The organism is Bartonella sp. CL434QHHD (assembly GCF_042195145.1).
Classification (GTDB): domain Bacteria; phylum Pseudomonadota; class Alphaproteobacteria; order Rhizobiales; family Rhizobiaceae; genus Bartonella.
In genome coordinates this window covers 79,512-93,755 of record NZ_JBHINT010000025.1, presented here as the reverse complement: position 1 = coordinate 93,755, position 14,244 = coordinate 79,512, and the positions used below count along the sequence as shown (strand labels likewise).

The following is a 14,244-nucleotide window of genomic DNA, read 5'->3' as shown; positions in this document are numbered from 1 at the left end:
ATAAGTTTTGAATATTTTTTAGTTTTTCATAGAAAAACTGAAGGGGATTGTTATACAATTTATCTTTATAATAAAAGATGATGTTTGAAAGGTGCTTTTGTCATTCCAGAAAGGATGAAATAGCTCTTTGTGGGCAGTTAATTATCGTCGGATTTGACAAAGCTTTCAATAAATTACTTAGGACAAGGGGGACGGACATGTATAAATTTTTCAAATTGATATAATTTTCTGTTCATGTTCTAATTGCAGCGTTTGTTTTTATGTAATTGACTTTTAATAAAAAAGTCGACTCATAGAAGATTTCACTAAATAAATCCTATAAGATAATTTCTTATTATTGTGGGAATTGTTGTTTTAATACTATGTCTGATAAAATGAATTTACCTTTTGATAAAGAACATATTGAACCAATAGAATTACGCTCTGCTTTACAGGAACGTTATTTGGCTTATGCACTTTCTACGATTACACACCGTGCATTGCCTGATGTACGTGATGGATTGAAGCCGGTCCACCGGCGGATTGTTCATGCGATGCGTCTTCTCAAACTAAATCCTGGACAGTCTTATGCGAAATGTGCGCGGATTGTTGGTGATGTCATGGGAAAATTTCATCCTCATGGGGATGCGTCTATTTATGATGCCTTGGTGCGCTTGGCTCAAAGTTTTGCTGTTCGTTATCCGTTGGTTGATGGGCAAGGCAATTTTGGTAATATTGATGGTGATAATGCTGCTGCCATGCGTTATACGGAAGCACGTATGACTGAAGTGGCTGCATTGTTACTTGAAGGAATTAATGAGAATGCTATTGATTTTCGTTTAACCTATAATGAGGAAGATGAAGAGCCGGTTGTTTTACCAGGAGCTTTCCCTAATCTTTTAGCAAATGGTTCTTCTGGTATTGCTGTTGGTATGGCAACATCTATTCCACCCCATAATGTTGCTGAGCTTTGTGATGCAGCACTCCATTTGATTGCGCATCCCGATGTAAATGATGAGGCATTAAATCAATTCGTTCTTGGTCCTGATTTTCCGACGGGGGGAATTTTAGTTGAACCTAAAAAAAGTATTGAGGAATCCTATCGTGTTGGGCGTGGATTCTTTCGCTTGCGTTCACGTTGGCATCAGGAACCTGGTAGCCGTGGTTCTTATGTGATTGTTGTGACTGAAATTCCCTATCAGATTCAAAAGTCACGTCTTATTGAAAAAACAGCAGAGTTATTGCTTGCACGCCGATTGCCAATGCTTGAGGATATCCAAGATGAATCAGCAGAAGATATCAGAATCGTGCTGGTTCCTAAAAATCGGTCGGTTGATCCGGAGCTCCTTATGGAGTCTCTTTTTAAATTGACTGACTTTGAAGTAAGATTTCCCCTCAATCTGAATGTTTTGTCTTTGGGAAAAATACCCAATGTTCTTTCTTTACGAGAAAGTTTGCAGCAATGGCTTGAACATCGTCAAGAAGTGCTTATTCGTCGCTCTCATTATCGGCTTGATCAAATTGATAGCCGATTGGAAATTCTTCATGGATATCTTATTGCCTATTTAAATCTCGATGAGGTCATTCAGATTATTCGTGAAGAGGATGAACCGAAAAAGAAGCTGATTAATCGGTTTGAATTAACAGAAAATCAAGCTGAAGCTATTCTTAATATGCGCTTGCGTTCTTTGCGTAAACTTGAGGAATTTGAAATTCGTAAAGAATTTGAAAGTTTGAAAGCTGAAAAAGAAAAACTACAGAATTTGTTAGCTTCTCCTATAAAACAGTGGAAAATAATTTCAGAAGAAATCAAAAAAGTTCGAAACACTTTTGGTCCTGAAACACTCTTGGGGAAAAGACGTACGACGTTTGAAGAGGCACCAAGACATGATCTTGATGATATTCAACAAGCAATGATCGAAAAAGAACCGATTACTATTGTTATTTCTGAAAAGGGGTGGATGCGCGCTTTGAAGGGACATTTGACCGATTATAAAGCGCTTTCTTTTAAAGAAGGAGACAGTTTAAAGTTAGCATTTCCGGCATTTACAACCGACAAGATTGTGCTGATCAGTACGGGTGGAAAGTTTTTTGCTATTGGTGCAAATAGTTTACCTGGAGGGCGGGGACATGGTGAACCTATTCGTCTTTTAGTTGATATGGATGATGAGCACGATGTTCTCACAGCTTTTGTGCATCGCGCCGAGGAAAAATTGCTCTTGGTTTCATCTCACGGTAATGGTTTTATTGTTTCTTCTGCAGAAGTGATCGCCAATACACGAAAAGGAAAGCAAGTGATGAATGTGAAAGCTCCTGATAAGGTAAAGCTTTGTGTTCCGGTAAATGGTGATCATGTGGCTGTAGTTGGTGAAAACCGTAAAATGCTTATTTTTTCTATTGAACAAATACCAGAAATGAATCGCGGTAAAGGTGTTCGTTTACAGCGTTATAAAGAAGGTGGTGTTGTTGATGCCAAGACTTTTAATTTATCAGAAGGCTTAAGTTGGCAAGATACAGCTGAACGAATCTTTAACCGTCAGGCGGACGATCTCTTTGAATGGATGGGAACGCGTGCGGGAGTTGGGCGTTTGGTTCCAAAAGGATTTCCAAAATCAGGAAAATTTATTAATTAAATGTATTTTATAAATGGGGAAAATTCCCTATAGTTTTATGATTGTTTAAGATATTAATTTATAAGGATAATTTATTATTTTTTATATTGAAAGAAAGACCTAAAGCGTAAGTTTTTCTCTTATTTCGATCTTGTTCAGGTTAAATCAATCAAAACTGTTTGTTTGCCTATCATGAGATGAGAGACCAGCCCGTCTTCATAAAAACTATTGAAGAAAAGAATAAAAATATTTTTTAATAAACCGTTTCACATACAAGAGTTGTTGCAACAATAGGTATGTTTGTTTTTTTACATTATACCATTTATGGGTGCTGTCGTGAAATGATTTGATATTTCGAGAGCTGTACCTTTAAACAAACAATGTGAATGTTAACACAAGAGTGTTCTATTTGGAGATGTTTTATTTTGTCTGATAGGTTTATCTTCTTATTGTTTCTTATTGTTCAAGAGAGATGTTATTAATCTTTCATAGTAATATTTATTCGTTAGGATTACTATGATATTGTCTAAAAAGATGACCACGTTCAGCCCATAAGACGAGAAGTATGGCAGTGAGACTCAGAAAGAAAAATCCTGCTGAGTTTGGGATGGTTGTTTCATCAAATTGTTGGGCAATAAAAAAGCTAAGTCCTGCACCGATAGATGTTTGAAGAAAGCCGGATACAGAAGAAGCTGTTCCAGCTATTTCTCCTACAGGTTCAAGAGCGAGTGTATTGAAATTGGCCATAATACCACCGCAGGTAAACATTAATATACAATATAACGTCATATAAAAAGGAAAAGGGATAACACCACCTGCTAAGATGGACCCAATAAACCAAATGCATGAAGCGGCACAAAAGAGCAAAAGCATAGTATGAGCAATACGCCGCATTCCAAGGCGTCCAACGAGTTGAGAGTTAAAGAATGATGATAGAGCTTGAAATGCAGCACCAACTGCAAAAGCAATAGGGAACCAAAGTCCTAGATTATAGATCCCTTCATATGTTTGTTGTGATGTATTAACGGCGGTAAAGATACAGCCTAAAATAATGGAAGTTGCAAGTGTATAGCAAAGTGTTGTGCGATTGGTTATTACAATCCATAAGTTGTGTTTAACTGAAAAAAAGGAAAGAGAGCGTTGCGTATAAAGAGTTTCAGGCAAGCGCAGTTGAATCCAAATCATCAGTCCTAAACCAATCATTGCCATGAAAATAAAAATATATTGCCAATGTCCGAGCAGTAAAATGATCTGTCCTGTTGCGGGACCAACCATTGGTGCAACAAGAAAAACCATCATAACAATAGACATAACTTCTGCCATTTTTCGACCACTGTAAAGATCACGTACGACGGAAACTGTAAGAACCCGCATAGCAGCCCCTCCAATACCTTGCAAGATACGTAAAATAAGCAAGAGAGAAAAATCAGTTACAAAGGCACAGCCAATCGCCGTAAATGAATAGAAAGCAAGCCCGAGAAGAATAAGTTTACGTCGTCCATACCTATCGCTTATTGGACCGAAAAATATTTGAGCAATGCCATAGCTAATAAGATAACTCGAAATGATATAATGTTGATCATTTTCATTGAGAACATTTAAGCCGTCTAAAATATTGGGCATAGCTGGCAGCATAATATCAACAGCTATAGCGTTAATAGCCATAAGCGAAGCAATAAGAATAACAAATTCTTTATAGCCAATTTTGTTTCTAATCGCATCTCTATGCGTTTGTTCATCGACTGAATATGACATATGGCATCCTTGAAATAAAAATTTCGTCTGAAAACAGCTCTTTTTAAGAGTCTGAATAAAATGAAAGATACCTATGATTGATTACAGGGAATATTTTTTTCTTTCAAAAGTTCCTGTAACTCATTGTTTTGAAACATCTCTTTAACAATATCACAGCCTCCGATAAATTCACCTTTGATATAAAGCTGTGGAATTGTTGGCCAATTTGAGTAATCTTTAATCCCTTGACGCAATTCGTTAGAAGTTAAGATATTAATCCCTTTATAATTCAATCCTAAATAATCAAGGATTTGAACCACTTGTCCTGAAAACCCGCATTGCGGAGCGTCAGGTGTTCCTTTCATGAATAAAATGACGTCGTTTGTTTTAATTTCGTTGTCAATAAAATCATGAACAGTGGTCATTTTTATCCCTCGATATTTCAGATTTTTATCAGTGTGTAATTTATATCCATACTGCTTTTAATCGTATTAAATGTGTGAATGCAAGAAAAAATTTTAGATTATTTTGGGACATTTGTTTGCAACATTAAGGCGTGAAGGTCATTTCCCATATTGCCTTTAAGGGCATCATAGACCATTTTATGTTGTTGAACACGGGTTTTACCACGAAAACTTTCAGAAATAACTTCTGCAGCATAATGTTCCCCATCTCCAGCAAGATCACGAATTGTTACAGTAGCATCAGGAATGCCTTCACGAATAAGCGTTTCAATTGCATGGGCACTCATTGCCATCATTATTCTCCTATGTTGTTCATTTTTTTATAAAGGCTGTTTAAGAGAAAAAACAATTTTTATTCTTCACCCATAAATTGTGGAAACCAGTTTTCATAGGCTTTTGTGAGTTTGTCTACTGAAAGTGTTAATATCCCATCTATATTAAGGGAAGTACCCTCGACTTGACCTAGCTCTGTTAAAGAAACTGTATTGATTTGTGCACGCTCTTTAAGACTATTAAGAGAGTGAGGTTTGACGGCTAAAAGATAACGTCCTTGGTCTTCTCCAAAAAGTTCTGCATGATGGGGTGATTTATTGCTTAATTTTACTTTGATTCCTTTACCTGCTTTAATCACCATTTCAGCAAGTGCTATCGCTAATCCTCCGTCAGAAAGGTCATGGGCGGCGTGAATAAAACCACGATGTATGACATCTCGAACAAATTGACCATGCTTTTTTTCAAGTTGTAAATCTACAGGGGGGGGGGGGCGCCTGCATCAATATTTAAAATGTTACGTGCATAGATTGATTGTCCTAAATGGGAGCCGCAATTTCCTACTAAAACAAGAATATCTCCATTTTGCATACCACTTATTGTTACCATTTTAGACCAATCATTAAGAAGACCTACCCCAGCAATTGTGGGGGTTGGAAGAATGGCTTCCCCATTTGTTTCATTGTAAAGAGAAACATTGCCTGAAACGATAGGAAAATCGAGGATTCTACAAGCTTCTCCTATACCTTTAATAGCAAAAACCAGCTGTCCCATAATTTCAGGTTTTTCAGGGTTACCAAAATTGAGATTATCTGTAGCAGCCAGTGGTGTTGCACCTGTCGTACTAATGTTTCGCCAGCATTCTGCGACAGCTTGTTTCCCCCCTTCATAAGGGTCTGCTTCACAATAGCGAGGTGTTACATCAGAAGAAAAAGCAAGAGCACGTTTGCTGTTGTTTCCTACACGGATAACGCCTGCATCACCTCCTGGACAAACAAGGCTATTTCCTTGGATAAGGGTATCATATTGTTCATAAACCCATCGCCGTGAACTTTGATTAGCAGAATTCAATAAGGTCAGAAGCGCATCACCAAGATTTTCAACTTTTTTGACGTCTTCTGCTTTCAAGGGTGTTTTTTTTGCCGGCTCACTCCAAGGACGATCATAAACAGGCGCTTCATCACCAAGCTCTTTGATGGGAAGATTGACAACTTCTTCCCCTTGATGAAATACACGAAAACGTAAATCATCGGTTGTTTTCCCAATGATAGAAAAATGTAGCCCCCACTTATGAAAAATTGCTTCTGCTTGCTTTTCTAGTTCTGGTTTAAGGACCATGAGCATACGCTCTTGACTTTCAGAAAGCATCATTTCATAGGCTGTCATGTTTTCTTCTCGAACAGGAACTGTATCGAGATTAAGCTGTATCCCTAAATTTCCTTTTGCTCCCATTTCAACGGCAGAAGAGGTGAGTCCTGCGGCTCCCATATCTTGAATAGCAACCACGGCTCTAAGTTCCATGAGCTCTAAACATGCTTCAAGGAGACATTTTTCTGTAAAAGGATCACCTACTTGAACAGTTGGGCGTTTTTCACTGATTGAATCATCAAATTCAGCAGAGGCCATTGTTGCTCCACCGACACCATCACGTCCTGTTTTTGCACCAAGATAAACAACAGGGAGTCCAATACCTTGCGCTTTAGAATAAAAAAGGGCGTTTGTCTTTGCAATACCGGCGACAAAAGCGTTAACAAGGATATTGCCATTATAACGCTCATCAAAATTTACTTCTCCACCAACCGTTGGAACGCCAAAAGAATTGCTGTAACCACCTATTCCAGAAACAACACCAGAAACAAGATGGCGTGTTCGTGGGTGATCAGGAGCACCAAATCGCAATGCATTCATAGCAGCAACAGGACGGGCTCCCATTGTAAAGACATCACGTAAAATACCACCAACACCTGTCGCTGCACCTTGATAAGGTTCAATATAAGAAGGGTGGTTATGGCTTTCCATTTTGAAAACAACACATTGTCCTTCGCCAATATCGACAACACCAGCATTTTCACCAGGTCCTTGGATGACACATTTTCCTTCTGTCGGAAGAGTTTTTAGCCATTTTTTAGATGATTTATAGGAACAATGTTCGTTCCACATTGCAGAAAAAATTCCTAGTTCAGTAAATGTTGGTTCTCTACCGATTAACGTCAGGATACGTTGATATTCATCTTCTTTTAGCCCGTGTTGTGCAATGAGTTCTGGTGTAATAGTGATGTTATTGCAAGGCTTCATGAGTATTTATCCGTCAAATTAATCGAAATTTAGCATTTTTATTTTTTTAACCTAGCAGCTTATATTATAAACAATAATGTTGTTTAATAATAAAAATATTTATAGACAGTAAGCTGAAGATTTTGTCCGTTTATTTGGTGGGATTTAAGACCAAAAATGGTCTTAAATAATTATGTGTTTAGAAAATAATATCCATTGTTGTTTGTGAAGAGCTTTGTTTATAGATTTACGATGCGAGAAATGGTATAAATCCCTGTTTTTTTAAATTATGGAGCGCGAGTATTTTTGCAGCATTATCCATTTACTAACTCTAAAGCACTTTGAAAAAGTAAACGACCGTCAGTACCTCCATGGGCGGGTTCAATAAAGTTTTCAGGATGGGGCATCATACCAAGAATATTACCAGCTTTATTAACAATACCAGCAATATCTTTCATTGAGCCGTTCGGGTTTGTATTTTCTGCATAGCGAAAAACAATTTGTTCATTGTCTTCCATTTGTTTCAATGTTTCACTATCAATAAAATAATTTCCGTCATGATGGGCAACAGGACAACGAATAATTTGTCCTTTAGAATAATATCGAGAAAATTTTGTCTTGGCGTTGACGACTTCAAGTTTGATTTCACGACAAACAAACTTTAAAGAAGCGTTACGCATTAAAGTACCGGGTAATAATCCTGCTTCCAACAAAATTTGAAATCCATTACAGATACCTATAATTGTCGTACCTTCTTGTGCTTTTTCACGAATGGCTTTTAAGACGGGAGTTCGCGCTCCAATCGCACCACACCTTAAGTAGTCGCCATAGGAAAAGCCACCAGGAATAATAATAACATCTACATCTGGAATTGTTGTTTCTGTTTGCCAAATTTTTAGTGGCTCAACTCCCGTTATATGATGTAATGCTGCAACCATATCTCGATCACGATTTAATCCAGGAAGTTGAATGATGGCAGTTTTCATGAGCGTTTCACTTAAAAAAGTTCGATTGTATAATTTTCAATGACAGTATTTGCGAGTAACTCTTCACACATTTGTTCAAGTTTTTTCTTTGCGGTTTCAGAAGGTAGTTCATCAAGAACAATATCAAAAACCTTTCCTTGACGAATGGATTGAATGCCTTCGAAAGCTAAACTTTTTAAAGCACCGACAATTGCTTCTCCTTGTGGATCAAGAACGCTTTCTCTTAAAGTAACTGTAATGCGTGCTTTCATTTTTTGCTTCCTGTTTTTAAAAGAACCTCTCCTTTGAAGAGGGGTATTTATATAAGGTAATGTTTTTTTACCTTGTTTTTACTTTACGAGAACGGGACCACTTGGTCGTGTTGGTTCATTTTCATTCATAATACCAAGACGTTTGGCAACTTCTTGATAGGCATTAATAAGCCCACCCATATCACGACGAAAACGGTCTTTATCCATTTTTTCTTGTGTGTGCATATCCCATAGTCGTGCAGAATCAGGAGAGATTTCATCAGCAAGAACAATGCGCATCGTTTCATCTTCCCACAGGCGACCAAATTCCATTTTAAAATCAATTAATTGGATGTTAACACCGGCAAAAAGCCCAGAAAGAAAATCATTAATACGAATTGAAAGTTGCATGATATCTTCTATCTCTTGTGGGACAGCCCACCCAAAAGCTGTGATATGTTCTTCCGTTACCATAGGATCATCGAGAGAATCATTTTTATAGTAGAATTCAATGATGGATTGCGGAAGCGGGGTTCCTTCTTCCAGTCCTAAACGCTTAGCAAGAGAGCCAGCAGCAACATTGCGAACAACAACTTCCAACGGAATGATTTCCACCGCTTTAATAAGCTGTTCGCGCATGTTTATACGTTTGATAAAATGTGTTGGGATGCCCAAACGTCCAAGATGGCTAAAAATATGTTCCGAAATTCGGTTGTTTAAAACCCCCTTTCCGTCGATAATTTCATGTTTTTTTGCATTAAAGGCAGTTGCATCATCTTTAAAAAATTGAATATAAGTCCCTGGTTCAGGTCCTTCATATAAAATTTTAGCCTTGCCTTCATAAATACGGTGGCGACGATTCATCATGATTCTCTATTTATCTTGAGAGGTTTTTAATAACATTGATAAATGATACTATCCTAATTGATAGAATTTCTCAATGATATTGCTATGATACTTTTATAATTTTTATCATTACACGTTTACCCAAAGGTGAAGATACATAAGCGATGAGAAAGAAGATCACCTCTTTTGGATCAAATTTTTGCAAGAAAGTGAGAGAGGACCATAAGCCCTTCAGGCCAAGGTCCGTGTCCGGATTCTGCGTTAATATGGCCAGAATACCCAGCATCAACAAAGAGTGATCCCCAATCATTGGCAATTTTTTCTGCTACTGAAAATTGACAAAACTCATCGTTGCGACTGGCTATGACAATAGAAGGAAAAGGAAGCTTTTGGCGATGATAGGGGCCAAATGTCATTAAATGTTTGGGACGTATTTTTTCATTGGCGACATCTGGAGGTGCAACAAAGAATGCGCCACAAATTTTTTCTGTATTTTGTACAGTTGCATGAATAACACTGGGAACTCCTAATGAATGAGCAATAAGCATAACAGGCCTTTGAGCTTTTGCGATGGCGGTTTTAACTTTGTTAACCCACTCTTCACAAACAGGCTTTGACCAATGGAGTTGTTCAATGCGGCGGGCTGTAGACAATTTTTTTTCCCAGCGTGTTTGCCAATGATCTGGACCAGATCCTTTGTAGCCAGGAACAATAAGAATATCGAGTTGATTTGCTCTCATGAATTGTTTTCTTTGTTACAACAGATTTTTGATCATAGGTGGAATGGATTTTGGTTTTCTATGTCGCTTTATTGTTCTTCAAAAACACGTTTAAAAATCGTATTGATATGTTTGGTGTGGTAAGAAAGATCAAATTTTTCGCGAAGTTCTTCTTCACTTAAAGCTTTGGTAACATCTTTGTCATTGAGGAGTTCTTCTAAAAAATCTTTTCCTTGTTCCCAAACTTTCATCGCATTTCGTTGTACAATTCGATAAGAATCTTCACGACTAATCCCTGCTTGTGTGAGGGCTAAAAGAACCCGTTGTGAGTGAACAAGACCGCGGAATTTATTGAGATTTTTTTGCATATTTTCTGGATAGACAATAAGATTTTCAATGACAGATGTGAGGCGAGAAAGAGCAAAATCAAGTGTAATAGTCGCATCTGGAGCAATATAACGCTCAACAGATGAATGGGAAATATCACGTTCATGCCAAAGAGCTACATTTTCCATGGCTGGGAGTGCAAATGCACGTACCATACGGGCTAATCCAGTTAAATTTTCTGTTAAAACTGGATTACGTTTATGAGGCATTGCCGATGAACCTTTTTGCCCAGGTGAGAAATGTTCCTCTGCTTCAAGAACTTCTGTTCGTTGTAAATGGCGTATTTCTATCGCTAGCCTTTCAATAGAGGAAGCAATAACACCAAGTGTTGCAAAAAACATAGCATGACGATCTCTTGGTATTACTTGGGTGGAAACTGGTTCAGCACGCATCCTCAAGGCTTTTGCTACATGTTCTTCAACGCGTGGATCGATATTTGCAAAAGTTCCTACGGCTCCTGAAATCGCGCAAGTAGAAATTTCTTCTCGTGCTGCAAGAAGACGTTTGCGACAACGGGAAAATTCAGCGTATGCAAGAGCAAACTTGATTCCAAATGTTGTCGGTTCAGCATGAATGCCATGACTCCGCCCAATAGTGATTGTCTCTTTATGCTCAAAAGCACGTCTTTTTAATGCTTCAAGAAGTTGATCTATATCCTTTAGCAAAATATCACTCGCACGCATCAATTGAATGTTCAGCGTTGTATCGAGAACATCAGATGATGTCATGCCTTGGTGGATAAAACGTGCTTCTGGTCCAATGAATTCAGCTAGGTGGGTTAGAAATGCGATAACATCATGTTTGGTAATTGCTTCAATTTCATCAATGCGATTGACATCAAATTTAGCTGCTGCCCCTTTTTCCCAAATGACTTTGGCGGCTTCTTTCGGAATAATCCCTAAGTGAGCAAGGGCATCACAGGCATGGGCTTCAATTTCAAACCAAATACGATATTTTGTTTCGGGAGACCAAATTGTTACCATTGCAGGGCGGGAATAACGTGCGATCATCATTTTTTTCCTTGTTGTGAGAGGATTGCGGCTTGGCGCAATGCATTAATACGTGTTCTGTAAAGCTCTTTATTTCCATCTTTATAAATTGCAGAGCCTGCGACAAATACATTTGCACCAGCTTTTGCTGCTATCCCAATTGTATCAACGGTGATACCACCATCAACTTCAAGATCAATAGGGCGGTTTGCAATCATGCTTTTAACGCGCTTAATTTTATCTTTTATTTCTGGAATAAAACTTTGTCCACCAAAACCGGGATTGACTGTCATGATGAGAATGAGATCTAATTGATCAAGCAAATATTCAAGTACATGTTCAGGGGTGCTTGGATTGAGTGCGATTCCTGCTTTTTTTCCCATTTTTTTGATTGTTTGTAATGAACGATGAAGATGTGGACTTGCTTCAGCATGAATGGTTATAATATCTGAACCCGCTTTTGCAAAAGCTTCCAAATAAGGGTCTACTGGTGCGATCATCAGGTGGACATCAAATATTGCTTTTGTTAATGGGCGTAGAGCCTTGACTATTTCAGGACCAAAGGTGATGTTAGGAACAAAGTGCCCATCCATAATATCAAGATGAAGCCAATCTGCACCAGCATCAACAACATCTAACATTTCTTGTCCAAGTTTAGAAAAATCAGAAGCCAAGAGAGAAGGCGAAATGAGATGAGAATGGGGCATTAAAATCTCCTTGATTGGCAGTTTTTATCATATCGCTGTGTATACACAAATATCTTTTGTGTTATGACGGAAAAGAAAGAATATGTATTATAGATCTTTTTATGGAAAGATCGCTTGAAATTTTAAAGCTTTATAAGTGAAAGATATGTCGAATCATAAAACATATTTGATGCCTGAACTTCAACATAAACATACTATCGCGGTTTCTTCCCAAGAATATCGAGATGCCATGAGTCTTTTTGCAGGAGCTGTGCATATTGTGACAACAAATGGTATTAAGGGAAGACGCGGGGTGACTGTTTCGGCGTGTTGTTCTTTATCTGATGATCCTCCAACCCTTCTTGTTTGTCTCATGCGCCATAATTTAAAGAATCAGGTGTTTATGGAGAATGGAAATTTTTGTGTTAATAGCTTGGCAGGAAAGCATCGTTCATTAGCGGATGTTTTTTCGAGGCGTTGCAATTCTACACAAAATGAGCGTTTTGATGTTGCTCAATGGGGAGCTTTGCAAACGGGGGCGCCTAGTCTTTCAGATGCTCTAGCATCGTTTGATTGTCGTTTGATTTGTTGGCATGAGCACGCAACCCATTGTGTTTTGATTGGTGAGGTTGTTGCAATTAACTGTAATCAAGAAAAAGATGCTTTGATGTATTTGAAACGTGAATATCACACTTTGCCTTTATAAAGATTTTATTTTTTTGCATTGATGAAATGATTTATTGTTGCTTCATTTAGACTTTAAACAATGAATGAGAGAGTAGGGGAGGGATGGCTCTGATATCTGATATTAGATTTCCTTCTTTTTAAAGTTTTTCAATAAGCGAGAAAAATGATTCTGGATGAGATTTGATCAAGAATCCAATCTACATAAAAAGCGATTAAACCTAAACAGTGCATTTAGACATATTCGTCAATTGTTATGAAAAGACATTTTACTCTTGTGTTGATGGGTATTGCACAATATATAGACCGCACATAGCATATGTGGAGGTTTTTTATTGCATGAGCGAAGAGATTGATGGTCAATATCGCCCTAGTGAAGATGAGCCTTTTATGAATGAGCGGCAAAAGGCGTATTTTCGTGCTAAACTGGTTTCTTGGAAGAATGATATATTAAAAGAAGCTCGTGAGACTTTGGAAAATTTGCAGGAAGAGAATGTTGGTCAACCCGATTTGACTGATCGGGCTTCTTGTGAAACTGATCGTACAATCGAATTACGTGCTCGTGATCGTCAGAGGAAACTTATTTCAAAAATAGATGCTGCTTTAGAGCGCATTGATAATGGGACATACGGTTTTTGTGAAGAAACCGGCGAGCCCATTAGTATAAAGCGTCTTGAGGCTCGGCCGATAGCCGTTTTGTCATTGGAAGCGCAAGAACGTCACGAACGACGTGAGAGAGTTTATCGCGATGATTAAAGTCATTGAAATGATAAAAAACGAAATTCGTGGTGATAAAATTGTGTATTTTTATTTTTGAGGAGTAGGAATGAATAAAGATGGTTCTTGCCGCCCCTCAATTTCGGCGGTGATTGCTGAATCTTTTACCGCTTGATTCGTAAAAGGAGAGGGATTTTTATCCGATATGTTGTTTCTTTCTGTAGGGGCGGAATTTAGATGTGTGTGTGTTTCTCTCTTTTGTATTTTAGATGTACCTGTAATATCGGATTCTACAACCACATCTGTTAATCCGCCAATAAGGAGCAAATGTTCTTTATTATCGCAACGGACTAAAACAAGGCGGCGTACTCGATCTATAGAAATTACTTCACATAATGCTAATCGTGATAGACTTTTTTTTCTATTAATGCTGAATCTTCTCGTACTTAAACGACGTAAAAACAAGATAATTATGGTAATAGCTGTGATTGTTATTATAAAAAACAAAGAGCTTATCGTTATTTTCGCAGCAGATACACCTATTTGCTCTGATAACCAGATATACATAGATTTTCTCCCATTTTTGTGTGAAAATATCGTTTTTTATCGAGATAAATTTATAAATACACCCTTAAAAGGCTCACTTAAATACAAGAAATAAAATTTT

At 37.8% G+C, this 14,244-nt stretch carries 13 protein-coding genes and 1 pseudogene; 3 read left to right on the top strand and 11 right to left on the bottom strand.

All coding sequences use genetic code 11. The features are described from left to right. The first annotated feature begins 362 nt into the window (after positions 1-362). Complete coding sequence (gene parC, locus ACFILN_RS04405; RefSeq protein ID WP_273791186.1) at positions 363-2,612, top strand: DNA topoisomerase IV subunit A; 2,250 nt, start codon at positions 363-365, stop codon at positions 2,610-2,612. Positions 2,613-3,089: 477 nt separating this feature from the next. Here the strand turns inward: parC and ACFILN_RS04400 are convergent, their stop codons facing one another. The 10 genes and pseudogenes from ACFILN_RS04400 to rpe all read right to left on the bottom strand — a co-directional run bounded on the left by ACFILN_RS04400 (position 3,090) and on the right by rpe (position 12,197). Beyond that, positions 3,090-4,346: a multidrug effflux MFS transporter gene (locus tag ACFILN_RS04400; protein ID WP_273791185.1), complete on the bottom strand. Its 1,257-nt coding sequence runs from the start codon at positions 4,344-4,346 to the stop codon at positions 3,090-3,092. A gap of 71 nt (positions 4,347-4,417) precedes the next feature. Beyond that, positions 4,418-4,750 carry a Grx4 family monothiol glutaredoxin gene (gene grxD / locus ACFILN_RS04395; RefSeq protein ID WP_375606638.1) on the bottom strand — a complete coding sequence of 111 codons (333 nt, stop codon included), beginning with the start codon at positions 4,748-4,750 and terminating at the stop codon, positions 4,418-4,420. A gap of 98 nt (positions 4,751-4,848) precedes the next feature. Next, positions 4,849-5,082 (bottom strand): BolA family transcriptional regulator, encoded by a 234-nt coding sequence (locus tag ACFILN_RS04390; protein ID WP_273791183.1) that lies wholly within the window; start codon positions 5,080-5,082, stop codon positions 4,849-4,851. A 59-nt stretch (positions 5,083-5,141) separates the two neighbouring features. Beyond that, positions 5,142-7,354 (bottom strand): annotated as a pseudogene (gene purL / locus ACFILN_RS04385) (phosphoribosylformylglycinamidine synthase subunit PurL). 293 nt (positions 7,355-7,647) lie between these two features. Continuing rightward, entirely contained in the window at positions 7,648-8,319 is a 672-nt protein-coding gene (gene purQ, locus ACFILN_RS04380) for a phosphoribosylformylglycinamidine synthase subunit PurQ (RefSeq protein ID WP_273791181.1), read from the bottom strand. Positions 8,320-8,330: 11 nt separating this feature from the next. Beyond that, entirely contained in the window at positions 8,331-8,570 is a 240-nt protein-coding gene (gene purS / locus ACFILN_RS04375; RefSeq protein WP_273791180.1) for a phosphoribosylformylglycinamidine synthase subunit PurS, read from the bottom strand. 78 nt (positions 8,571-8,648) lie between these two features. Further along, positions 8,649-9,413: a phosphoribosylaminoimidazolesuccinocarboxamide synthase gene (gene purC, locus ACFILN_RS04370; RefSeq protein WP_273791179.1), complete on the bottom strand. Its 765-nt coding sequence runs from the start codon at positions 9,411-9,413 to the stop codon at positions 8,649-8,651. Positions 9,414-9,586: 173 nt separating this feature from the next. Further along, the gene (locus ACFILN_RS04365; protein ID WP_375631257.1) at positions 9,587-10,135 is read right to left on the bottom strand and encodes an RBBP9/YdeN family alpha/beta hydrolase; all 549 of its coding nucleotides are present in this window, start codon (positions 10,133-10,135) and stop codon (positions 9,587-9,589) included. 68 nt (positions 10,136-10,203) lie between these two features. After that, the gene (purB, locus tag ACFILN_RS04360; RefSeq protein WP_375631281.1) at positions 10,204-11,511 is read right to left on the bottom strand and encodes an adenylosuccinate lyase; all 1,308 of its coding nucleotides are present in this window, start codon (positions 11,509-11,511) and stop codon (positions 10,204-10,206) included. Continuing rightward, complete coding sequence (gene rpe / locus ACFILN_RS04355) at positions 11,511-12,197, bottom strand: ribulose-phosphate 3-epimerase (RefSeq protein ID WP_273791176.1); 687 nt, start codon at positions 12,195-12,197, stop codon at positions 11,511-11,513. Before rpe ends, purB begins: the two co-directional genes overlap by 1 nt. Positions 12,198-12,342: 145 nt before the next feature. Between rpe and ACFILN_RS04350 the strand changes: the two genes are divergently transcribed. Then, entirely contained in the window at positions 12,343-12,882 is a 540-nt protein-coding gene (locus ACFILN_RS04350; protein ID WP_273791175.1) for a flavin reductase, read from the top strand. A gap of 317 nt (positions 12,883-13,199) precedes the next feature. Next, positions 13,200-13,616, top strand: a complete 417-nt coding sequence (gene dksA / locus ACFILN_RS04345) for an RNA polymerase-binding protein DksA (RefSeq protein ID WP_015856486.1) — start codon at positions 13,200-13,202, stop codon at positions 13,614-13,616. A 51-nt stretch (positions 13,617-13,667) separates the two neighbouring features. Here dksA and ACFILN_RS04340 read toward each other — a convergent pair whose 3' ends face one another. Beyond that, positions 13,668-14,144, bottom strand: coding sequence for a hypothetical protein (locus tag ACFILN_RS04340; RefSeq protein WP_375637472.1), 477 nt, complete (start codon positions 14,142-14,144; stop codon positions 13,668-13,670). Positions 14,145-14,244 lie beyond the last annotated feature (100 nt).